Origin of the sequence: Mycobacterium adipatum (genome assembly GCF_001644575.1) — a bacterium.
In the GTDB taxonomy this organism is placed as follows: Bacteria; Actinomycetota; Actinomycetes; order Mycobacteriales; family Mycobacteriaceae; genus Mycobacterium; species Mycobacterium adipatum.
The window spans coordinates 4452882-4474186 of the sequence record NZ_CP015596.1; the positions used below are offsets into that span (position 1 = coordinate 4452882).

21 protein-coding genes are annotated in these 21305 nt (G+C 68.0%); 10 read left to right on the forward strand and 11 right to left on the reverse strand.

Annotated features, from left to right (window positions below; all coding sequences use genetic code 11):
* Window position 1 precedes the first annotated feature (1 nt).
* The 7 genes from A7U43_RS21160 to A7U43_RS21190 all read right to left on the reverse strand — a co-directional run bounded on the left by A7U43_RS21160 (window position 2) and on the right by A7U43_RS21190 (window position 7255).
* A complete protein-coding gene (locus A7U43_RS21160; RefSeq protein WP_067999115.1) occupies window positions 2-1072 on the reverse strand; it encodes an acyl-CoA dehydrogenase family protein in 1071 nt (356 codons plus the stop codon).
* A complete protein-coding gene (locus A7U43_RS21165; RefSeq protein ID WP_067999117.1) occupies window positions 1072-1902 on the reverse strand; it encodes an amidohydrolase family protein in 831 nt (276 codons plus the stop codon). Before A7U43_RS21165 ends, A7U43_RS21160 begins: the two co-directional genes overlap by 1 nt.
* Entirely contained in the window at window positions 1899-3506 is a 1608-nt protein-coding gene (locus A7U43_RS21170) for an acyl-CoA synthetase (RefSeq protein ID WP_067999119.1), read from the reverse strand. Before A7U43_RS21170 ends, A7U43_RS21165 begins: the two co-directional genes overlap by 4 nt.
* Before the next feature lie 5 nt (window positions 3507-3511).
* A complete protein-coding gene (locus tag A7U43_RS21175; RefSeq protein ID WP_067999120.1) occupies window positions 3512-4762 on the reverse strand; it encodes an amidohydrolase family protein in 1251 nt (416 codons plus the stop codon).
* Window positions 4763-4774: 12 nt separating this feature from the next.
* The gene (locus A7U43_RS21180) at window positions 4775-5596 is read right to left on the reverse strand and encodes an enoyl-CoA hydratase (RefSeq protein ID WP_067999122.1); all 822 of its coding nucleotides are present in this window, start codon (window positions 5594-5596) and stop codon (window positions 4775-4777) included.
* A 100-nt stretch (window positions 5597-5696) separates the two neighbouring features.
* Window positions 5697-6494, reverse strand: a complete 798-nt coding sequence (locus tag A7U43_RS21185; RefSeq protein WP_067999124.1) for an SDR family NAD(P)-dependent oxidoreductase — start codon at window positions 6492-6494, stop codon at window positions 5697-5699.
* Window positions 6494-7255 carry a crotonase/enoyl-CoA hydratase family protein gene (locus tag A7U43_RS21190; RefSeq protein ID WP_067999126.1) on the reverse strand — a complete coding sequence of 254 codons (762 nt, stop codon included), beginning with the start codon at window positions 7253-7255 and terminating at the stop codon, window positions 6494-6496. The genes A7U43_RS21185 and A7U43_RS21190 overlap by 1 nt, the downstream gene beginning before the upstream one ends.
* Before the next feature lie 179 nt (window positions 7256-7434).
* On the opposite strand from A7U43_RS21190, the gene A7U43_RS21195 reads away from it, so the two are divergent.
* Window positions 7435-8175, forward strand: coding sequence for a TetR/AcrR family transcriptional regulator (locus A7U43_RS21195; RefSeq protein ID WP_067999128.1), 741 nt, complete (start codon window positions 7435-7437; stop codon window positions 8173-8175).
* Here the strand turns inward: A7U43_RS21195 and A7U43_RS21200 are convergent.
* The 3 genes from A7U43_RS21200 to A7U43_RS21210 all read right to left on the reverse strand — a co-directional run bounded on the left by A7U43_RS21200 (window position 8172) and on the right by A7U43_RS21210 (window position 11121).
* On the reverse strand, window positions 8172-9347 hold the full coding sequence (locus tag A7U43_RS21200) for a thiolase family protein (RefSeq protein ID WP_067999131.1): 1176 nt from the start codon (window positions 9345-9347) through the stop codon (window positions 8172-8174). The two genes, A7U43_RS21195 and A7U43_RS21200, sit on opposite strands and share 4 nt — an antisense overlap.
* A 144-nt stretch (window positions 9348-9491) precedes the next feature.
* Entirely contained in the window at window positions 9492-10361 is an 870-nt protein-coding gene (locus A7U43_RS21205; RefSeq protein ID WP_067999133.1) for an enoyl-CoA hydratase/isomerase family protein, read from the reverse strand.
* Window positions 10351-11121: a FadR/GntR family transcriptional regulator gene (locus A7U43_RS21210; RefSeq protein ID WP_067999135.1), complete on the reverse strand. Its 771-nt coding sequence runs from the start codon at window positions 11119-11121 to the stop codon at window positions 10351-10353. Before A7U43_RS21210 ends, A7U43_RS21205 begins: the two co-directional genes overlap by 11 nt.
* Window positions 11122-11212: 91 nt before the next feature.
* Here A7U43_RS21210 and A7U43_RS21215 point away from each other — a divergent pair, with 91 nt between their 5' ends.
* From A7U43_RS21215 to A7U43_RS21255, 9 genes are read left to right on the forward strand one after another with little or no spacing between them, the layout of a single operon-like run.
* Entirely contained in the window at window positions 11213-12004 is a 792-nt protein-coding gene (locus A7U43_RS21215) for an enoyl-CoA hydratase/isomerase family protein (protein WP_082902239.1), read from the forward strand.
* A gap of 9 nt (window positions 12005-12013) precedes the next feature.
* Window positions 12014-12814, forward strand: a complete 801-nt coding sequence (locus A7U43_RS21220) for an enoyl-CoA hydratase/isomerase family protein (RefSeq protein ID WP_068003321.1) — start codon at window positions 12014-12016, stop codon at window positions 12812-12814.
* Window positions 12815-12816: 2 nt separating this feature from the next.
* Window positions 12817-13590, forward strand: coding sequence for an enoyl-CoA hydratase/isomerase family protein (locus tag A7U43_RS21225; protein WP_067999139.1), 774 nt, complete (start codon window positions 12817-12819; stop codon window positions 13588-13590).
* The gene (locus A7U43_RS21230) at window positions 13590-15038 is read left to right on the forward strand and encodes a class I adenylate-forming enzyme family protein (protein ID WP_067999142.1); all 1449 of its coding nucleotides are present in this window, start codon (window positions 13590-13592) and stop codon (window positions 15036-15038) included. The genes A7U43_RS21225 and A7U43_RS21230 overlap by 1 nt, the downstream gene beginning before the upstream one ends.
* On the forward strand, window positions 15031-16482 hold the full coding sequence (locus A7U43_RS21235) for a class I adenylate-forming enzyme family protein (RefSeq protein ID WP_067999143.1): 1452 nt from the start codon (window positions 15031-15033) through the stop codon (window positions 16480-16482). Before A7U43_RS21230 ends, A7U43_RS21235 begins: the two co-directional genes overlap by 8 nt.
* Window positions 16475-17971, forward strand: coding sequence for a class I adenylate-forming enzyme family protein (locus A7U43_RS21240; RefSeq protein ID WP_067999145.1), 1497 nt, complete (start codon window positions 16475-16477; stop codon window positions 17969-17971). Before A7U43_RS21235 ends, A7U43_RS21240 begins: the two co-directional genes overlap by 8 nt.
* Window positions 17968-18786: an SDR family NAD(P)-dependent oxidoreductase gene (locus A7U43_RS21245; protein ID WP_067999147.1), complete on the forward strand. Its 819-nt coding sequence runs from the start codon at window positions 17968-17970 to the stop codon at window positions 18784-18786. Before A7U43_RS21240 ends, A7U43_RS21245 begins: the two co-directional genes overlap by 4 nt.
* Window positions 18783-19610 carry a TIGR03619 family F420-dependent LLM class oxidoreductase gene (locus A7U43_RS21250; RefSeq protein WP_067999149.1) on the forward strand — a complete coding sequence of 276 codons (828 nt, stop codon included), beginning with the start codon at window positions 18783-18785 and terminating at the stop codon, window positions 19608-19610. The genes A7U43_RS21245 and A7U43_RS21250 overlap by 4 nt, the downstream gene beginning before the upstream one ends.
* Window positions 19607-20098: a nuclear transport factor 2 family protein gene (locus A7U43_RS21255; RefSeq protein WP_067999151.1), complete on the forward strand. Its 492-nt coding sequence runs from the start codon at window positions 19607-19609 to the stop codon at window positions 20096-20098. The genes A7U43_RS21250 and A7U43_RS21255 overlap by 4 nt, the downstream gene beginning before the upstream one ends.
* Here the strand turns inward: A7U43_RS21255 and A7U43_RS21260 are convergent.
* On the reverse strand, window positions 20095-21282 hold the full coding sequence (locus A7U43_RS21260) for a CaiB/BaiF CoA transferase family protein (protein ID WP_067999153.1): 1188 nt from the start codon (window positions 21280-21282) through the stop codon (window positions 20095-20097). The two genes, A7U43_RS21255 and A7U43_RS21260, sit on opposite strands and share 4 nt — an antisense overlap.
* Window positions 21283-21305: the final 23 nt, after the last annotated feature.

A 21305-nucleotide genomic window follows, 5' to 3' on the forward strand; every position in this document is an offset into this window, starting at 1 on the left:
GTCATCCCTTCACATTCGGGGCCGACTGGCTCTCCCGAGCCGAGACGATCTGGGCGATGCGGACGGCGGCAGCCCCCGGGTCGCCACCGGCCAGGGCCCAGCCACGGGCCCGGACCAGGTAGGCGGTGGCCGCCGCCTCCGCCGAGACACCGAGCCCACCCTGCACGTGCACGGCCATGGTGGCGGCCTTGGCCGCCTCCTCGGCCATGAACACGAAGGCCGACGGCCCGAGTTCGGGGCGTTCGTCGGGTTCGTTGTCCAGGAACCACGCGGCCCGGCGAGCCAACCCCCGCCCACCGTGCACGGTGATGGCGATATTGGCCAACGGATGCGAGATGCCCTGCAGGGTGGAGATCGGCACCCCCAGGGTGTAGCGGGTCTTGGCGAACTCCGCGGCGATGGTCATCGTCTCCTCGACCAGCCCGACCAGTGCCGCCGCGGTGAGCAGCCGCCATTCGTCCAGGGCCCGTTGGTACTCGGCGAATGCCTGCGCACCACCGGCCACCACGGTCCGGGAGTCCGCGGTCGCGGGATCCACCCACGCCATCGGCAGCTTGCCGATGTTGTCCACCTTCGCGGGCCGGGTCGAGAAACCGAGCTGCACGACGGCTCCGTCACCCGAGCAGTCGCGGACGAGGATATGGTCGGCGATCGAGCCGGCCGGGATCAGCCGCGCACCGCTGGGCGCGACCTGCTGGGGATCCAGTGCCACCAGCTGGGTGCCCGCCACGATCTCGGCGGATTCCAGCACCCCCAACCGGGCGAGCAGCCGGGCGGCGACGACATGGTCGATCCACGGCACCGGGGCCAGCGCTCGGCCGATCTCCTCGGCGACCAAGGTCAGGTCCACCAGGGTGGCGCCGTCACCGCCGACGGCCTCGGGTAGGCCCATGGTGGTTGCGCCCATACCGCACAACCGTTCCCACAGGCTCTTGTCGAAGCCGGACGGTTCGGCCGCGCGCACCGTCTCGATATCGCAGTGCGTCTTGAAGAACTGTCGGTACGCCGCCTGCAGATCCTTGTGGTCCTCGGTGAGGCTGTAGTCCAGCCTGCGCAGCTCGTGACGGTCCATCAGTTGCCTTTCCCGAAGAAGAAATCGTGGGCGTTGGTGTAGAGGTAGTTGTCCATCACGTCGGCGGGCAGATCCAGCGCCAGCGCTTCGGGCACCACGCGTTCCATCCGCAGCACCGGGAAGTCGGAGGCGAAGATGATCTTGTCCTTGCCACGGGTGCGCATGAAATGGATCAGGCTTTCCGGCAAGCGTTTCGGCGACCATGCCGAGGTCATCAGGCGCAGGTTCTGGTACTTGATCAGCATCCGGATCGCGATGTCCCACCACGGGTCCGCGCCGTGGATCATGCACAGCTTCAACTCGGGGAACCGCACACACACCCGGTCCAGGTGAATCGGGTTCTGCACCTCACCGGGGATGGGCGGTCCGGGCAGTCCGGTGTTCACGCACAGCGGCAGTTCCAGTTCGGCGCACTTGGTGTAGAGCGGGTAGTACACCGCATCGCTGGGCGGGTACTGCCCGTCACCCCAGAAGCTGGGGCCCACCACCGTGTAGACCACCGGTAGGTCCTTGCTGATGGCCTGCAGTTCGCGCAGCGACGGGATCGGCCGCAACAGGTTGACCCCGCCCATCGCCAGCGAGAACCGATCCGGATGCGCTTCGACGAACGTGCGGGCCGTGACCGACGGTTTGGCCAGCGAGTCCATCAGGACCGCCCGCTGCACCCCGTGGGTGTCCATCTCGTCGAGCAGCTGCCCCAGATCGATGGGGTCGTACAGCGACTTCGGGCCCTTGAAGTAGTCGTCGCGCACCTTCTTCATGAAGGTGGGCTGGTTCTCCGTCTCGCCGAAGTGCACGTTGGCCAGGCAGTCGATCACCCGCTGGGTCATGACGTCGTCTCCAGTTGTTGCGCCGCATAGGTTTTCGCCCACCGGTAGTCGGCCTTGCCATTACCCAGTCGTCGGATTCGTTCGACGAACAGCACGTCCTTGGGGATCTTGAAGCGCGCCAGGTCGGTGGCGCAATGCCGGCGCAGCGTGTCCGCGGTGACGTCGGCGCGGGCGGCGACGATCCCGATGATCTCCTCGCCCCAGCGCTCGCTGGGCCGGCCGACCACCAGCGCATCGGCGACCGCGGGATGCGCACGCAGCACCGCCTCGACCTCCTCGACGAAGACCTTCTCCCCGCCGGTGTTCACCACCAGCGAGTCGCGACCGTAAAGGCGCAGTGTGCCATCGGATTCCAGGGCCGCTCGGTCCCCGGAAACCACCACGCGCTGCCCGTCCACCTCGGGGAAGGTCTTGGCGGTGGCCTCGGCGTCGTCGAAGTAGCCCAGCGGGATCCGGCCGTTGCGTGCCGCCCAGCCGACCTGAGCTTCCCCGGGTTCCAGGAAGCGCGTGTAGTCCTCGGCCAGCACCAGTCCGCCGGCCCGCAGTTGGAAGGTGTCGGCGGTCTCGGTCTGACGCTGGGTGTGCCCGAAGCCCATGTTGCCGGTTTCCGAGGAGCCGAAGCCGTTGATGATGGTGATCTGCGGGATGTGTTCCAGCAGTGCCCGTTGGTGTTTCGGGTTGGTCGCCGCCCCGCCGGTGCCGATGGCGAACATCGAGGACAGCTCGTAGCTGCGCCGGCCGAGTTCCTCGACCAGGGGCGCGGCGTAGGCGTCGCCGACCATGGTCATCAGCCCGATCTTCTCCCGCTCGGCGGTTTCCAGCACGGTGGCCGGATCGAAGCTGGCCTTGGTGTCGTGCAGGACGACGGTCTGCCCGGACAGCAGGCCGGAGAACGCGGTCCACATCCCGGCGGCGTGCATCAGCGGGGACACCGCGAACCACGGCGGCCCGGCATTGGCCACCTTCTGGTGGATCTCGCCGACGTCTTCGTGGTCGGCGCCGTTCATCGAGGAGACGTAGATGTCACCCTGTCGCCACAGCACGCCCTTGGGTCGCCCCGTGGTACCCCCGGTACAGACCATCAACAGGTCATCCGGCGATCCGGGCGGAGCGCAGTCCGCATCCCCCTGCGCCAGTGCCTCATCCCAGGACACCGACCCGGTGATCTCGGCACCGTCGCCGTCGTCCACCGAGATCAGCAGTTCCGCGCTCAGCACGTCGGCGAACGTGGCGCCGAGCGAGCGGTGGTAGATGATCGCCCGCGGCTGCAGATACTCCAGCAGGTCAGCGACCTCACCCGGTGCGTAGTGGTAGTTGACGTTGACCGGCACGGTACGGGCCTTCAGGCAGCCGATCACCGCGTCCGGGTACAGGTCGTTGTGCATCAACAGCGCCACCCGGTCCTGCCCGCACTCCCAGCGGTGCAGCTTGTCGCGTTCGACATGCGCCCCGAGCCCATGGCGGGCCAGGAAGTTGGCCAGCCGCCGGGTCCGGTCGGCGCCCTGGGCGAACGTGCTGCGCCGGGTGCCGCACACCGTCATCTCCCGGTCCGGTACCGCGTCGGCGATGGCGTCGATGACGGCGCCGATGGTCCATTCGGTCACCGACGTCAGACCGTTGCGGTCAGATCGCGGACGCCCGGCGCGACGCGGTTGACGTCGCCGAGAAGTTCGAGTGCGTTGTCGCGCATCACCTTTCGGGTGTCCTCCAGGCTGAACTCGGGGAACTGCGGGATGTCGGCGGTGAAGGTGGTCGGGTCGGCCAGGCCCTCGCCGTGCGGCCAATCCGACCCGAACAGGATCTTGTCCACCCCGATGGTGTCGGCCAGCAGCTTCACGTCGTCTTCGTAATAGGGCGCGATCCAGAGGTGGTTGCGCAATTGCTCGACCGGGTCCTCTTTGTAGTGATAGGGCGCGTTGTTGGCGGATTTCTTGAGCCGCTTGATCAGTCGGTAGACGAAGTAGGAGCCGTTCTCGATGCTGGCCACCTTGAGCGTGGGGTGCCGGGTGAACACCTGGTGCACGATCATCGAGGCGATGGTGTCGTGGATCGCCCGGTCGTCCATGATCACCATGTCGAGCGGATCGCGCTTGCCGAAGCCCCGGAACACCCCGCTGCCACCCCACAGCGCCGGGATCGCCATATAGCCGGAGTCGGACAGGTGGAACACGACCGGCACGCCGGCCTCGGCCAGCCGCGCCCACACCGGGTCGTGCACCGGATCGCCGAGTGAGCGGGGCCGCACCTCGCCCGGCACCGGCGCCGGGCGCACGCACACCAGTTTGGCGCCGCGCCCGAGCACGAACTCGACCTCCTCGACCGCTTTCACCGGATCGGCCAGCGAGATGATCGGCGCCGAGACGAATCGCCCGTCGGGCCGGTGGAAACCCCAGTCCTCGTCCAGCCACAGGTTGAATGCGTGCACCGAGGCCATGGTGGCCTCGACGTCGTGTTTGAGGCCCTCCTCCACGCCGCAGGCGAAGGTCGGCAGCATGAACACGGTCTCCAGGCGCTGCCGGTCCAGCACCTTGAGCCGGGCGTCCCGATTCTGGTACTCGGGATGGTCGGCGAGCCGGTCGACCTTCATCAGCGAGGCCGGGTCGACGCCCTCGGGGATCTCACCGCGGAACAGCAGATCCAGGCAGCCCGGTTCGATGATCGGGTCGAAGGACGGGTTCGGGATGAAGTGGTTGACCACGCCCCCGAACACCGCGTAGATCCGTTTACCGTCGTTGAGCATCTGCACGCCGCGGCTGCGGAACTCCTTGGGCAGGTGCCGGGTGAACGCGTCGATCGGCTCGTAGTAGTGGTTGTCGACGTCGACGGCCAGATAGGGCAGGCGCTCCGGGGTGTCGGTCATGGTGTCAACCTTTCAACGCTCTTGTAACGCAGGGAAATTCGGCGGCCGCTTCTCGAAGAACGCGGTGATGCCCTCGATCAGGTCGGGGCGGACCATGGATTCGTGCATGAGCTTCTCGGCACGACCACTCACCTCGGCGACCGGGTCGTGGGCGTCGCCGTAGAGCTGACTCTTGATCACCGCCATCGACGTCGGCGAGCAGTTGCGTGCCAGATCTTCGGCATAGGCCAGCGCGGTGGGCAGCAGCTCCTCCGGCGGCACAACCGCTTTCACCAAACCGAGTTGGGCGGCCTCCTCGGCCAGGAAGGTCCGCCCGGACAGCAGCAGGTCCGCCGACGCGCCCCACCCGGCCAGCCGCGGCAGGATCCAGGTGATGCCGTACTCGCCGATCAGGCCACGCCGCGGGAAGGCGGTCGCGAACTTGGCACCGGCCGCCGCGAACCGGACGTCGCACATCAGGGCGTGGGTGAGCCCGATGCCGACGCAGGCACCGTTGACCGCGGCGATGACGGGCTTGCGCAGTGTGGTGAGGAAGTGTGGGTGCCGCTCGCCGACGATCTTGCTGACGTCGGTATCGCCGTCGATGGACTCCCCCAGGTCCTGCATGGCACCCATGTAGGCGCCGGCGCAGAAACCCTTGCCGGTGCCGGTCAGCACGATGGCCCGCACCGCGGGGTCGGCTTCGGCCCGGTCGACGCAGGCGTAGACACCGCGGGAGATGTCCGCACCCCAGGAGTTCAGCCGCTCCGGCCGGTTCAGGGTGATGACGGCGACCCCGGCCTCGGACACGTCGTAGAGCACGGCGTCGGTGCCCACACCGTCAGCAACGGTCATGGATCGGCCCCTCCCGTTCAGGCATACATACTGTATACCTATCGGTAGAGCATTCCGCAAGGGCTCGTCATGGGCTTCCACCAGCGAAAACCCGCAAGGTTCAGAGGAAGTCGCTGCCGCCGTCGACGTTGACGTTCGCGCCGGTCATGTACGAATTGCGCTTGGACGCCAAAAACGCCGCCACCGGGCCGATCTCGCTCGGCAGTCCGGCCCGCGGCAGGTGCGCGGGGTGCCCGAAGTGCTCGTCGATGGCCGCCATCAAGGCGTACGGATCGTCACCGTCCACCCCGACCGATGCCGCCCAGCCCTTCAGCGCCTCGGACGAGATACTGCCCGGTGACACCACGTTGACCATGATCTCGTCGGCCGCCAGCTGCAGGGACAGGTTCTTCGACACACTGGCCAGCGCGGCCTTGGCCGCGGTGTAGGCGGGCAGCCGAGTGCTCTGCCGCTGCGTGGAGTGCGCCGAGAAGTTCACGATGCGGGCCCATTCGGCGTTGCGCAGCAACGGCAGTGCGGCCCGCACACAGCGCACCATGCCCATCAGGCCGGCGTCGAAGGCTTCCCGCCATTGCTCGTCACTCAACTCCTCGAAGGTGCCGGCAGCATCCGGTCCCACCGTGTTGATCAGGGCGTTGATCTGGCCGCCCCACCGTTCACCGAGTTCGGCGAACGTCCGCCGGACGGCGGCATCGTCACCGATGTCGGCGACGACCGCCACCGCGTCCGGGCTCCCCCGACGGGCCAGATCCGCGGCGGCGGTGTCGAGTACCGCACGGGAACGCCCGAGGAGGGCCACCCGCGCCCCGTCATCGGCCAGGCATCGGGCGGTGGCCAATCCCATCCCGCGGCCACCGCCCACCACCACGGTGGCCGCTCCGGTGAACCCGAGATCCATTAACTCCCAGTCCAGTTCGGGGCGCGCTTTTCCGCGAACGCGGTAGCACCCTCGATGGCATCCTTGGAACCGAACACCGGGGCCATGATGGCGTTCTGCTTCTCCCACATCTCGGCCTGGCTCCACTCGGCGGACTTGACGATGATCTCCTTGGTGGCCGCCACGGCGAGCGGTCCGTTGGCGGTGATCTTCTCGGCTAGCTCCAGCGCGCCGGCCAGCGCCTCGCCGGGTTCGGTCAGCTTGTTGACGAAGCCCCATTCCACAGCCTGCTCGGCGGTGAAGTTCTCGCCGGTGAGCGCGAGCTCGAGGGCCTTCTGGTACGGGATGCGGTGCGGCAGACGCAACAGGCCGCCACCACCGGCAACCAGGCCACGCTTGACCTCGGGGATGCCGAACTTGGCTTCCCGAGACGCCACGATCAGATCGGTGGCCAGCACCATCTCGGTGCCGCCGGCCAGCGCGTACCCCTCCACGGCGGCGATCAGGGGCTTGCGCGGCGGGCGTTCGGTGAAACCGATGCCACGCCCTGGCACGTAGGGCAGTTCCCCCGAGGCGAACGCCTTGAGATCCATACCGGCACTGAAGTTCCCACCCGCGCCGGTGAGCACGCCGACCGACAGTTCGGGACTGTCGTCCAGCTCGTCCATCGCCGCCGCGAGGCCTTGGGCCACCGGCAGATTGAAGGCATTGCGCGCTTGCGGCCGGTTGATGGTGATGACCAGGGTGCGACCCCGGCGCTCGGTCAGAATTTCGTCGGCCACTCTCGGTCCTCACGGTCGGCTGAAGATGGGGCGGATCGGTCAACGGAAAACATTACTATATTGATTACGGTAGATGGGGAGAGTGCTGTATCACCAACCCGAGAATGCGCATACCCGCACGACGGTATGGCTACCGGTAAGGTTGACGGTTCACTATCCGATGTGAAAGAGGTGCCGCCGTGGCCAAGCAACCGGTCGCCGAGAAACGACAGCGACGCGAGCGCGGATCGATCAACCCCGACGACATCATCAAGGGCGCCTTCGAACTTGCCGAACAGGTGGGTATCGACAATCTCAGCATGCCGTTGCTGGGCAAGCACCTCGGCGTCGGGGTCACCAGCATCTATTGGTACTTCCGCAAGAAGGACGACCTGCTGAACGCGATGACCGATCGTGCGCTGAGCGAGTATGTCTTCGCCACACCGTATGTCGAGGCCAAGGACTGGCGCGAGACGCTGCGCAACCACGCCCAGACCATGCGCAAGACCTTCGTCGGCAACCCGATCCTGTGTGATCTGATCCTCATCCGGGCCGCGCTGAGCCCGCGCGCCGCGAAGGTCGGCGTACTGGAGATGGAGAAGGCGATCTCCGGTCTGGTGGAGGCCGGGCTGAGCCCCGAGGACGCCTTCGACACGTATTCGGCGGTGACGCTGCACGTGCGAGGTTCGGTGGTGCTGCAGCGGCTCGCCGAGAAGAACCGGGCCGGCGACGAGGGTCCGGGTGCCTTCGACCAGACCCTGGTGATCGATCCGGAGGTCGCCCCGCTGCTGGCGCAGGTGACCGGCGAGGGCCACAGTTTCGGGGCCTCGGACCAGAACAATTTCGAATTCGGTCTGAACTGCATTCTCGAGCACGCCGCCCGCCGACTGGAGAACCGGAAAACCCCGGCCCCGAAGGGCCGGGGGAAGTCCACTTCTTAGACCTCGATCACCAGTCCACCGCCCTGACCGCCGCCGGCGCACATCGCCGCCACACCGATGCCGCCGCCGCGACGCTGCAGCTCGTAGATCAGGGTGGTCACCATCCGGGCGCCGGAGGCCGAGATCGGATGGCCGAGGCTGCAACCGCTGCCGGAGAAGTTGACCAGTTCCTCGTCGATGCCGTATTCGCGTACGGCCGCGATCGGCACCGAGGCGAACGCCTCGTTGATCTCCCAGAGCGCGACGTCGGACGGTTTGAGGCCGGCGCGCTCCAGCACGTAGCCGATGACCTTCACACCGCCCAGACCGGTGTCGCGGGCGGCCACCCCGACCGAGCCCCAGGCCTTCACCGTGGCCAGCACGGCCAGGTTCTCCGCGGCCGCATAGTCATCGGCGACCACGGCAACAGCAGCGGCAGCGTCGTTGGTGCCACTGCTGTTGCCCGCGGTGATGGAGAATCCGTCGATCTCCGGATGCAGGACCTTGAGCTCGGCGAGCTTCTCGGCGGTGGTGCCGCGGCGCGGGTGCTCGTCGACGCTGAACTCGACGACCGAACCGTCGGGCTGTGTCACCTTGATCGGCACGATCTCGTCGAGGAACTTGCCGGCATCCTGTGCGGCCACCGCACGCTGATGCGAGCGGGCCGCCCAGGCGTCCATGTCCTCGCGGGTGATGCCCGCAGACTGCGCGGTGTTCCAGCCGACCGTGATGGACATGTCCCGCATCGGGGCGTCCGGGGTCTCGACGTGGGTGGGCGTCATCCACCGTTCTTCGAACTTGAGCTCCGGGCCGGGGATGCGCCAGTTGGTCAGCGGGGTCATCGACAACGACTGCACACCGCCGCCGATCACCACACGCTCCATCCCGCAGGCCACGTGCGCCGACGCGTTGCCGATCGCGGTGAGGCTACCGGCGCAGTGCCGGTTCACGGCCTGGCCGGGGACCCCGTGCCAGCCCAGGATGTCGGCACAGTAGCGGGCCAGATCGCCGCCACCGTAGTTGGATTCGGCGATGATGAGGTCGTTGATCGCGGTCGGCTCGAGGCCCGCGCGGCGCACGACCTCGGCCAGCACCGGGACCAACAGCTCCTCCGGCGGGGTGTTGACCAACGTCCCCTTGAAGGACCGGCCGATGGCGGTGCGGGCGGCACCGACGATGACGGGGCTGGGCATGAGCTGAACCTCGAATCTCTCGACTATCGATCGTACTTACAGAAACGCTAGCATTTGTAATGCCACGGTGGTCACCGAGACCGATACAGGGGTGGCATCGGCCCGCACTGTGCCGCCCGTTCGTGCGCGTGTGCGGTGGTCGGATCAGCGGGGTTCGGGGACGTGGAAATGCTCGTCACGCAGCCGGAACGCCTCCTTGGTGCCGTGCTCGGCACGGGTCTTGACGAAGTTGAACTCGCCGGGTGAGAACTGCAGGTTGGTGCCGTAGGCGTGGAACAGGTAGCTGGCCACCTCCTCGCCCTGATATGCCTGGCTCTGCTCGACGAGCCGGAAGGCCTCCTTGGCGATCACCACACCGTCGGCGGGCATCTTCGCCGCCTTGAGCGCCCAGTACCGGGCGCGGGCCTGGACCTGGGCCGCCTCGCAGGTGTCGGTGAAGATGCCCAGATGTTCGATCGAGCCGGCGTCGATGATGTCGCCGGTCAGCAGCATCCGGCGCGCCAGCACCGGACCGAGTCGGTGGAAGAACATGTGCAGGCTGCCCAGCGCCGGGCCCAGGAAGCGGGTGGCGGGCATACCGATCTTGGTGTCGCGGGCGATCACCGAGATATCGGTCATCAGCGCCATCTCGAAACCGCCGCCCAGCGCATAGCCGCTGATCTCACCGACCGTGACCTTCGGGAAGCCCAGGAGATTGTGGTAAAAGTCGAAAGACTTGCGGTCCACCGTGAGTCGGCGGCGTTGGCTGGGCCGGGACTTCTTGGGCGGCTCTTTACCCTCTCCGCCGTACCAGCCGTAGGCGTTGTTCATGTCCGCACCGGTACTGAACACCCCCTCGGCCCCGCGGAGTAGCACCACGGTGATGTCGTCGTCCTCGGCGACGGTGTCGAGATGGCGGGCGATCTCACCGCGCATCGCCGCGTCATACGAGTTGCGCTGCTTGGGGTTGTTCAGCGTGATGGTGGCGATGCGGGTCTCGGCATCGACCTCGAAGAGCACCCGGTCATCTGTCATGCGAAATCAGCCTCGCTTCAATGGTTTTGTCGCTTCCGGCGGCCAGCGTGGTCCGCCGGGCCGCGGTGAGATGGTCGGCGGCGAGCTTGGTCGCCCGGGCAACGTTGCCTTGGGCGATCGTGTCGAGCAGACGTTGGTGGTCGCGCAGGGCGGCGCGCATGGTCGCGTCCTTCATGGGCCCTCCCTCGTCTCCCCACACCGAGGATTCGTGGCTGGACCAGATTAGCTCCAGTGAACCGATCAGCAGGATCATCGGTTCGTTGCCGCACCGCGCCACCAGCGCCTCGTGGAACCGGCGGGCAGTGCGGACGAACTGTGCCGAATCCTCGAACCGTGCTGTCTGCAGATCGATTTCGGCCTGCAGGTACGGCAGCACCTCGGTGAGCCGATCCTCACGCGCCGCGCACATCCCGGCACAGATCGGTTCCAGGTGCAGCAGCGCCCCGCTGACGTCGGCCGGCGTGGCCGCCCGGGTCTGCAACACCATGCCGATCATGTGAGCGGTGCGTTCGGCCGACGGCAGCCGCACCACCGCACCCCCCATGTTGCCGCGCCGCACCGAGATCAGGCCGTCGGTCTCCAGCAGGTGGATAGCCTCCCGCAATGCCGGTGGGCTGACGCCGAATTCGGAGTACAGGCTCTCTTGGGTGGGCAGGATGTCGCCGGCGCGCAACCGCCCGGACAGGATGTCGTCGCGCAGTTTGGACGCGACGATCTCGGCAACCCGCGGCTGCCGGATCCGCCGGGCACGTCCTTCCATCGACGACCTTTCCTTGCTAACTTGTACAGGATACTAACCGCATCGCCTACTGTATGGGCAACTGTATGGATATGGAAAGGCCGGGTGCCAGGTGAGCGACGGTTCGGTGACCACCACCCGCGCGGACTCCGTCCTGCGCATCACCATCGACCGGCCCGATCGGCGAAACTCGTTGAGCCACCAGATGACCGACACTCTCGTCGACATCCTCGGGGCGGCCGCCTACGACGATTCGTTGCGCGCGGTTCACCTCACCGGCGCCGGTGAGCACTTCTGCACCGGCGCGGACTGGGTGGCGACGAACTCCGGGCAGCGACCCCGCCCCGGAGATCTGGTCCGCCGCATCCCGCACACGGCGAACCGGATCGTCGAACTGGTCGCCACCATCCAGTTGCCGGTGGTGGTGACGGTCCGGGGCTGGGCCGTCGGCCTGGGCGCCAACCTCGCGTTGGCCGCCGACTTCACCGTCGCCGATGAGGGTGCCACCTTCTGGGAACCGTTCCTGTCCCGCGGGTTCACCCCGGACACCGGGTCGACCTGGCTGCTCCCCCGCCTCGCCGGTATCGCCCGGGCCAAGCGGATGTTGCTGCTCGGCGAGAAGGTCAGCGGCGCCGATGCCGCGGACTGGGGGCTGATCCACAGCGCGGTGCCCGCCGATGAGGTCGAGACCGCCGCCGAGGAGCTGCTCACCCGGCTGGCCGGCGGCCCCACCGTCGCGATCGGCCTGGCCAAGCAGGCCATCGGCTACGGGCAACACGCCACCCTGGCGCAGTCCATGAGCCAAGAGCTCTCCAACCTGGAACTCTCCTGCCGCACCGCAGATTTCAAAGAGGGCCTGGCCGCGTTCCGGGAACGCCGCGACCCGCACTTCACCGGCCGCTGAAAGGTGAACATGTACCAGACCATCAAATACGAGGTGCACGGCCACACGGCCACCATCACGCTGAACCGGCCCGACGCACTCAATGCGCTGTCCCCGCACATGATCACCGAGCTGCGGGCGGCCTATCAGCAGGCCGAGGACGACGACACCGTCTGGTTGATGATCGTCACTGCCACCGGGCGGGCCTTCTGCACCGGTGCGGATGTCAAGGAGATCCCCGGCGACGGGAAGGTCATCAACGAACGGCCCTACCTGTCCACCTATGAACAGTGGGAGGCGCCACAGGAGGGCACCCCGCCGTTTCGCAGCATGACCAAGCCGGTCATCGTGGCCGTCAATGGGATCTGCTGCGGCGCCGCTCTGGACTGGGTCACCACCGGAGACATCGTCATCGCCTCAGACAGGGCCACCTTCTTCGATCCGCATGTCAGCATCGGTTTGGTCGCCGCCCGCGAGATGGTGCGCCTCGCCAAGGCGCTGCCCCGGTCGGTGGCGCTGCGGATGGCGCTGATGGGCAAGCACGAACGGATGACCGTGCAACGCGCCTACGACCTCGGGCTGATCACCGAGATCGTGGAGCACTCTCAACTGCTGGAGCGCGCGCACGAGATCGCCGACACGGTGAATCTCAATGCGCCGCTGGCCGTTCGCGGCACCCGGCTGGCCATCCACAAGACGCTGGATATGCCGCTGCACGAGGGCGAGATCCTCGCCGAGACGTTCCGGGAACGCGTCACCCGCACCGAGGATGCGCTGGAGGGCCCGCGGGCGTTCGTGGAGAAGCGCACCCCCAACTGGCAGGCCCGCTAGCCATGGACACCATCCTGCTCGACCTCGACCACGACAGCCGGGTCGCCACCGTCACCCTGAACCGCCCGGACGCGCTGAACACGTTCAACCGGCAGATGTGCCACGAGATACGCGACGCCTGGCACACCATCAAGGCCGACGAGGGCATCAACGCGGTGGTGCTGCGTGCCGCAGGTGACCGGGCGTTCAGCGCCGGCCTGGACATCAAGTCCAGCTACGGGCAGCCCGAGATCGTCTGGAACCACGAGGATCCCGGTGAGCTGCTCAGCCCCAAGTGGCAGAAGATGTGGAAACCGGTGGTCTGCGCGGTACAGGGCATGTGTACCGCCGGTGCGCTGTACTTCGTCAACGAATCCGATGTGGTGATCTGCTCCCCGGAGGCCACCTTCTTCGACTCCCATGTCACCTCCGGGCTGGTGTCCGCGCTGGAGCCGATCGGGCTGATGCGCCGGGTGGGTCTGGCGCACACCCTGCGGATGGCGTTGCTGGGCAACGATGAACGGGTCGGCGCCGACACCGCCCTGCAGATCGGATTGGTCACCGAGGTGGTCGCGCGCGACCACCTGTGGGCCCGCGCGAACGAGATCGCCGCGACGATCGCCAACAAGCCCCCGACGGCCACCCAGGGCACCGTCAAGGCGGTCTGGGAATCGCTGGACAAGCCCTACCGCGCGGCGATGGACCAGGGGCTGATCTACACCCGGGTCGGCAATCCGATCGCCAAGAGGGAACTCGCGGCCCGTCCGGTCCCCAAGACCCCGCACCGGATTCGCTGATGAAGCATCCGCTTTCGCGACGCATCGGCACGGTGTTGGACATCGACCCGTCCGCGCGCGCCGTGCAGTTCGACGGCACCTGGTCGAGCTGGGGTGAACTGGCGACGCTGACCCGCCGCATCGGGACGCTCACCGCCGGCGACCGGGTCGGCATCATGCTGCGCAACAGTCCGCCGCATGTGGCGGCGCTGCTCGGGGTGTTGGAGGCCGGCGGCACCGTCGTCGTCATCAATCCGTCCCGCGGGGACGAACGCACCCGCGCCGATATCGCGGACCTGGCGCTGCCGGTCATCGTCGGGCTCGCCGACGATATCGCCACCCTGCTGCCGCCGGCGTTCACCGGCGCCGTGGTCACCATCGCCGACCTGGACACCGCCCCCACCGTCGTCGGGCCCGCACCTACCGACACCGCCGCGCGCCCGGGGGTGGCGGTCTGGATGCTGACCAGCGGCACCACCGGTCCGCCGAAGCGGGTGGACCTCACCTATGACATGTTGGCCCGCAGCGTCATGGGCCGCGAACCCTGGCAGGACCCGACCGAACTGCGCCGCGGGGTGGCCATCGTCAACTCCCCGCTGGTGCATGTCGGCGGGGTGTTCCGGGTGCTGCTGTGCCTGGCCGAGGCCCGGCCGTTCGTGTTGTTGCCCAAATTCGATCTGCAACGCTGGACGGACGCGGTGCGCGAGCACCGGCCGCGCGCGGTCTCGCTGGTGCCCGCCGCGCTGCGGATGGTGCTGCATTCGGATCTGACCCGTGCGGACCTGGAGGGCGTGCGTGCGGTCACCTCCGGCACCGCGCCGTTGTCGGCCGAGGACGCCGACGCCTTCACCGCGAAGTTCGGCATCCCGGTGCTCACCTCCTATGCCGCCACCGAGTTCGGCGGCGGAGTGGCGTCCTGGACGCTGGCCGATCACCAGCAGTACTGGCGGGCCAAGCGCGGCAGCGTGGGGCGGGCCAACCCGGGTGCCCAGTTGCGGGTGGTGGCCCAGGACGGCACGGCACTCGGCTCCGATGAGGTGGGTCTGCTGGAAGTCAAACCGGCACAGCTGGATCCGGGATCCGGGTGGATGCGCACCACCGATCTGGCGCGCATCGACGCCGACGGGTTCGTGTGGATCCTGGGCCGGGCGGATCAAGCCATCATCCGGGGCGGTTTCAAGGTGATGCCCGACGACGTCCGCGCCGCGCTGGAGAGCCACCCCGCGGTGCGGGGCGCGGCGGTGATCGGCCGGGCCGACGAGCGTCTCGGTGAAACCCCGGTGGCCATGGTGGAGTTGCATCCCGACGCGTCGGCCACCGCCGACGAGCTGCTGGACTATCTGGCCGGCCGGCTGGCGCGCTACGAGATACCCACCGACCTGGCGATCGTCGAGACGATTCCGCGGACACCCTCGGGGAAGGCCGATCTGGGGGCGGTCCGGGAACACTTCAGCACCTCGAATGTCTGACACCGTCGGCGCCCTGCTCACCGCTCGTACCGAACGCGGCGGACACCCGCTGCTGATCTGCGACGACCAGACGTTGTCCTACGCGGACGCAGACCGGCGATCCGCCGAGGTCGCCTGCGGCCTGCTCGCCCTGGGTGCCGGGAAGGGCACCCATGTCGGGGTGCTCCACCCGAACGGGCCGGAGTTCGTGGTGACAATGCTGGCGGCCGCGCGGATCGGTGCGGCGGTGGTGCCGTACTCCACCTTCGCCACCGCTGCCGAGCTGCGGACCCAGCTGCGCGACAGCGATGTGTCGATCATGGTGTCCACCCCGACCTACCGCGGCAACGATTACCGGGCCCGGCTGGCGGACACCGCCGGTCTACCGTGCCTGCGGCACGTGCTCTTCGATCCCCCGGCCGGCACCGTCGACGCACAGCTTTGCGCCGTAGAAGCCGACGTGGACGGTACCGACGTGCTGGCCATCATCTACACGTCGGGTTCGACCGGGCCCCCCAAGGGTGCGATCCACACCCACGCCGGGCTGCTCGGGCACCAACGCAACCTCAACCACATCCGCGGACTCGGTCCGTCCGACGTGCTGTTCTGCAACTCACCGTTCTTCTGGGTGGGCGGGTTCGCCTTCGGGCTGCTGGCCACCATCGTCGCCGGGTCCACCCTGGTCTGTTCGAATGCCACCGATGCCGGTGCGACGCTGGACCTGCTGGAGGCCGTGCGGCCCACCGTCACCAATGGATTCGTCGCGGGCATCGCGCACCTCACCCGACATCCCAGCTTCGCGCGCCGCCGGTTCACGGCGCGGCGCGGCAACCTGTACCCGATCATGGCCCCCGAGGCCCGGCCCGCCGACCCGGAGCTGCGGCACAATATGCTGGGCATGACCGAGGCGGGCAGCGTACTGCTGATCGACGGGGACGACGGCGATCAGCCGGAGCACCGGCGCGGCAGCTTCGGCCGTCCCGCACCGAATTTCGAGACGAAGGTGTCCGACACCGGAGAACTCTGCATCCGCGGACCGTGTGTCATGCAGGGGTACTACGGCCGGGTCCGGGAGGACTGTTTCGACGTCGACGGCTGGTTCCACACCGGAGACCTGGTCCGGGTGGACGAGGACGGCTACTTCTACTATCTGACCAGGGCGGGGGCGATGATCAAGACCGCCGGGGCGAACGTCACCCCCGCCGAAGTGGTGAAGGCCATTGCCGCACAGGGTTTCACCGCGCACGTGACCGGGCTGCCCGATGACGAGCGAGGCCAGATCGTGGCCGCCGTCATCGTCAGTGACGAGCCGGTGGACACCGACGCGCTGGTGCGCGCACTGCGCGCCGACCTGTCGGTCTACAAGGTGCCCCGGCGCTTCGCGGTCTGTCGGCCGGAGCATATTCCGATGCTGTCCAGCGGAAAGGTCGACATGCCCTCACTGGCAGGACTTTTCGATGACTGACACGATCGATGCACTGTTGCGTTCCCGATCCGCCGACCACCGGCCCATGGTGATCGATCCGGACACCCGGATCAGCTACGCCGAACTCGAGAGCAGCACAGCGGAATTGGCGTCCGGTCTGCTCGACGCCGGAATCGGCAAGGGCACCCGGGTCGGTCTGATCATGGAGAACTGCACAGACTGGGTGCGTATCGCGCTGGCCGTCACCAGGATGGGGGCCGTCCTGGTCCCGTTGAGCACCCTGCTCACCGCGCCCGAACTCACCGCGCAACTGCGGACGGCCTCGGTTGCGCACCTGATCGCGGTGCCGGAGTTCCGCGGCCGCCGCTACACCCCGGGACCGGTGCCCTCGCTGCGCCGCATCTGGACCCCGGACGAGATCCTGGCCCTGCGCGGGGACGCACCGTCACCGCCGGTCCGGCCGGCCGATCCGCTGGTCATCATGTTCACCTCGGGAAGCAGCGGAGCCCCCAAGGGAGTGCTGCATTGCCATGGCAATGCCTTGGCAGCAACAGGTTCCGGCCTGGCCGCACGCGGGGTGACCCAGGACTCCCGGATGTATCTGCCGCTGCCGTTCTTCTGGGTCGGCGGCTTCGGGACCGGGATCCTCACCGCCCTGCTCGCCGGGGCCACCCTGGTGACCGAGCCGATCCCGTCCCCGCAGTCCACGCTGGCCCTGCTGCGCCGCGAGCGGGTCACGCTGTTCCGCGGATGGCCCGATCAGGCCGCGGCGCTGGCCCGACACCTGGGCGGGCAGACCCTGCCCGACCTCCAGGTGGGCAGTCTGGAGGCGCTGCTGCCCGCGGACCTCCGGTCAGCCCCGGGCACCCGTGCCGCGCTGCTGGGTATGACCGAATCGTTCGGCCCCTACAGTGGGTATCCCGCCGACAGGGATCTACCCGAGTCCGCCCGCGGTAGTTGCGGAAAGCCGTTCGCCGGCATCGACGTCCGGATCGTCGACGTCGACACCGGCCGCCCGGTATCCGCCGGTCAGATCGGTCAGATCCAGATCCGCGGTCGGCACATCCTGCGCGGGATCTGCCGCCGCAGCCGCGAAGAGATCTTCACACCCGACGGCTTCTACCCCACCGGCGATCTCGGATACCTGGATCCGGCCGGGTTCCTGTTCTACCGCGGCAGAAGCGACGACATGTTCAAGGTCAGCGGCGCCGGCGTGTACCCCGGTGAGGTGGAGCGGGCCCTGCGCACCATTCCCGGCGTGCGGGCCGCCTTTGTCACGAACGTGCCTCTCGGAGAGCACAATCAGGTTGGCGCCGCGGTGGTCGGCACCCTGAGCGCCGATGAGCTGCGGACCGCCGCCCGAACCGTGCTGAGCGCCTTCAAGGTGCCCACCCGGTGGCTGCTGCTCGACGACGAGGAGGCGGTCCCACTCGGCGCGACCGGCAAGGTCGACAAGAACGCGCTGCGGGCCATGCTCGGCAGTGGCCGCGGGGTGCCAATGGCCCGGGATGCTACAACGGAACCATGACCGACGAGGGCGCCCCCGCTGTCGACACCGCCAGATACGGTCCGTGGGCCGTGATCACGGGTGGCTCCGAGGGTGTCGGCGCGGCATTCGCACGGCGACTGGCCGCAGCGGGGCTTCACCTGCTGCTGGTGGCACGCAAGCCCGGGCCGCTAGAGGAGACCGCCGAGGGTTGCCGCGCGTTCGGCGTGCAGGTCCGCACGGTGAGCACCGACCTGTCCGATCCGTCATCGGTGCGCGCCGTCGCCGATGCGGTCTCCGATGTCGAGGTGGGCCTGCTCATCCACAACGCCGGCGCAAACACCCACAGCGCCCAGTTCCTGGACGGCGACCTGCCGTCCTTCCAGCGAGTGATCGATCTGAACATCACCACCCCGCTGGCCCTGGTGCACCATTTCGGTGCGCCGATGCGCGACCGGCGCCGCGGCGGCATCCTGCTGGTCGGCTCCGTCGCGGGCTACCTGGGATCCAACCGGCACACCGTCTACGGCGGGGTCAAGGCCTTCGGCCGCATCTTCGCCGAGAGCCTGTGGCTGGAACTGCGCGACCACAATGTCGAGGTCCTCGAACTCGTCCTCGGCGTCACCCGGACCCCGGCCATGGACCGCATCGGTCTGAATTTCGACGTGCCCGGGATGGCGGTCTCCGACCCCGATGAGGTCGCTGACGAGGGTCTGGCGGCGCTGGGGAGCGGTCCGGTGCACGTGGTGTCCAGGCACGCGAAGGTGGCACTGGCCCATGGGAATCCGGACCGGGCCACGACGATCCTGCGCACCGACGAGGTGATGCGCAAGCTGATCGGACAGGCGGACCAGTGAGGCTCGGGCTGTCCACCCCGGTGGTCATCCAGCAACCGGGCATCGCCTCGCCCTGGGAGGCCGACGCCGGCCCGGCGGATCTGGCGGCGATCGCCGCGGCCGCGGACGCCATCGGGTTTCACCATCTCACCTGTTCCGAACATGTCGGCATCCCGGCGCAGGCCGCCGACACCCGCGGCTCGGTGTACTGGGATCCGCTGGCCACCTTGTCGTTTCTTGCCGTGCACACCCGGCGCATCCGCTTGACCACCTCTGTCCTGGTGCTGGGCTACCATCACCCCGTCGCGCTGGCCAAGAGCTACGGCACGCTGGACCGGCTCAGCGGCGGACGCGTGATTCTCGGCGTCGGGGTCGGATCCCTGCGCGAGGAGTTCGACCTGCTGGGCGCCGCATGGTCCGACCGTGGCGCCGAGGCGGACACCGCACTGCGCCAGCTGCGGGCCGCCTGGGGGCAACCCGTCGTCGACGGTCTGGCGATCGAACCGCACGCCACCACAACCGATCTCACAATCTGGGTCGGTGGGCGCACGCTGCGCTCACTGCGCCGGGCCATCGAGCTGGGCAACGGATGGATGCCGTTCGGCCTGTCCCCCGACACCATCGCCGGGTATCTGGCGCGGCGCCCGGCGCCGCCGGGCTTCGACGTCGTCCTGTCCACGGATCGGGCCTGCGATCCCCTCGGCGACCCGGCAGGCACCCGGCGCCACCTGGAACGGCTGCGCGACGCCGGTGCCACGCTGGTCAACTGCGTCGTGCGGGCCGAAGATCCCGATCACTACCGTGATCAACTCGCCGCTCTACACACGATCGGAGACCCACTGTGAGCACTGAGTCCGATGTCGAGGCCCGACTTCGCCTTCTCGAACAGCAGGTACACGACCTCACCGCCCAGATCGCCATCACCGGACTGATCGCCTCCTACGGTCCGCTGGTCGACGCCGGATCCCCGGACGATGTCGCCGCGCTGTGGAGCGAGGACGGCAGCTACGAGGTCGAGGGCTGGAATATGCGTAGCCGCGCGGATGTGCGGGCGATGGTGGCCTCAGACGCCCACCAGAATCTGATCGCAGCGGGCGCAGCGCATTTCCTGGGACCCGCCCACGTGGACGTGCAGGGCGACGACGCCTACGCGGTATGCGAGTCACTGCTGGTTCGACGGCGTGAGGACCGGTGGGTGGTGGCGCGTGCCGGAGCGAACCATTTCACGCTGCGCCGGATCGACGATCGTTGGCAGATCACCCGCCGGGTGACGCGCGCACTGGACGGCAACCTGGAAGCGCGCGCCCTGCTGACCGCGGCGCCGCTGGGCTAGACGATGCCGGCGACCCGCAGATCCTCGATTTGCGCTGCGCTGTAGCCGATCTCGCCGAGCACCTCGTCGGTGTGCTCACCGAGCAACGGTGCGCGGCGGCGGATGGTGCCCGGGGTGGCTGACATACGGAACGGTGTCTCGATGATCGGCACATCGCGCGAAGCGCCGGGAAACGGAACCCGCCGCAGGTAGCCCATCGCCGCGACGTGCGGATCGTCGAGCACGTCTTGGGTCGACAGCAACGGTGCGGCAGGCATTTTCGCCTTGTCCAGCAGTTCGAGAACGTGTGCCTTCGTTTTGTCGGCACACCAAGCCGACATGATGTCGTTGAGGATGTCACCATTGCGCCAGCGGGTGTCGTCGTCGGCGAACCGTGGATCGTCGAACAGTTCTTCACGGCCGACGAGGCGGCACCAACGCTTGAACATGGGCTGTCCGGCGACCTGGAGCAGCACCCACTGATCGTCGGCGGTGCGGTACAGATCGCACGGCGCCACCGAGGCACCCTGGTTGCCCATCCGTGGCTTGTCGGTCTGCAGCAGTTCGCGTTCGATGAGGAACGCGTTGGACAGCATCAGCGCGGTGGGCAGCAGTGCTCCCTCGACGTGCTGGCCCACACCGGTGCGGTCACGGTGATACAGCGCCATCATGACGCCGATGGCGAGGGTGAGCGCGGTCCCGAAATCGGCGTAGGGCACCACGGTCCGGATCGGCTGGTCCGGGAGGCCCTGCCGATATACCGCGCCCGACATCACCTGCCCGGCGCCGTCGAATCCGATCTTCTCGCTGTAGGGGCCGCCCTCTCCGTAGGCGGTGGCGCTGGCCAGGATGATGTCCGGCCGGACCGCCCGCAGCGTGTCGTAATCCAGGCCGCTGGCGCGCATCCCGGCGGCCGGCATGTTGGCGATGACGATGTCGGCGCCGGCCACAAGTCGGCGGGTGATCTCGGCGCCCTCCGTAGTGGTGGAGTCCAGAGTCAGGGACCGTTTGTTGCGGTTGCACTGCAGAAACGTCCCGCCCTCGCCGCCCTCGGTGACGGCCTGCACCCAGCGGTCCTCGCCGCCCTCGCGTTTCTCGACGCGCAGCACGTCGGCACCCATATCGGCCAGGATGGCGCTACACCACGGCGCGGCGATGAACCGCCCGTAGTCGAGCACCCGAATCCCGTCGAGAACGCCTGGCATGCCTGCACCCATCGCCGTCGAAT

What these genes read in the sequence shown, in the direction of transcription:
- A7U43_RS21160 (WP_067999115.1), bottom strand. Translation starts at nt 1,072, where the DNA reads ATGGACCGTCACGAGCTGCGCAGGCTGGACTACAGCCTCACCGAGGAC.
- A7U43_RS21165 (WP_067999117.1), bottom strand. Translation starts at nt 1,902, where the DNA reads ATGACCCAGCGGGTGATCGACTGCCTGGCCAACGTGCACTTCGGCGAG.
- A7U43_RS21175 (WP_067999120.1), bottom strand. Translation starts at nt 4,762, where the DNA reads ATGACCGACACCCCGGAGCGCCTGCCCTATCTGGCCGTCGACGTCGAC.
- A7U43_RS21180 (WP_067999122.1), bottom strand. Translation starts at nt 5,596, where the DNA reads ATGACCGTTGCTGACGGTGTGGGCACCGACGCCGTGCTCTACGACGTG.
- A7U43_RS21185 (WP_067999124.1), bottom strand. Translation starts at nt 6,494, where the DNA reads ATGGATCTCGGGTTCACCGGAGCGGCCACCGTGGTGGTGGGCGGTGGC.
- A7U43_RS21200 (WP_067999131.1), bottom strand. Translation starts at nt 9,347, where the DNA reads ATGCCCAGCCCCGTCATCGTCGGTGCCGCCCGCACCGCCATCGGCCGG.
- A7U43_RS21205 (WP_067999133.1), bottom strand. Translation starts at nt 10,361, where the DNA reads ATGACAGATGACCGGGTGCTCTTCGAGGTCGATGCCGAGACCCGCATC.
- A7U43_RS21210 (WP_067999135.1), bottom strand. Translation starts at nt 11,121, where the DNA reads ATGGAAGGACGTGCCCGGCGGATCCGGCAGCCGCGGGTTGCCGAGATC.
- A7U43_RS21220 (WP_068003321.1), top strand. Translation starts at nt 12,014, where the DNA reads ATGTACCAGACCATCAAATACGAGGTGCACGGCCACACGGCCACCATC.
- A7U43_RS21225 (WP_067999139.1), top strand. Translation starts at nt 12,817, where the DNA reads ATGGACACCATCCTGCTCGACCTCGACCACGACAGCCGGGTCGCCACC.
- A7U43_RS21230 (WP_067999142.1), top strand. Translation starts at nt 13,590, where the DNA reads ATGAAGCATCCGCTTTCGCGACGCATCGGCACGGTGTTGGACATCGAC.
- A7U43_RS21235 (WP_067999143.1), top strand. Translation starts at nt 15,031, where the DNA reads ATGTCTGACACCGTCGGCGCCCTGCTCACCGCTCGTACCGAACGCGGC.
- A7U43_RS21240 (WP_067999145.1), top strand. Translation starts at nt 16,475, where the DNA reads ATGACTGACACGATCGATGCACTGTTGCGTTCCCGATCCGCCGACCAC.
- A7U43_RS21245 (WP_067999147.1), top strand. Translation starts at nt 17,968, where the DNA reads ATGACCGACGAGGGCGCCCCCGCTGTCGACACCGCCAGATACGGTCCG.
- A7U43_RS21260 (WP_067999153.1), bottom strand. Translation starts at nt 21,282, where the DNA reads ATGCCAGGCGTTCTCGACGGGATTCGGGTGCTCGACTACGGGCGGTTC.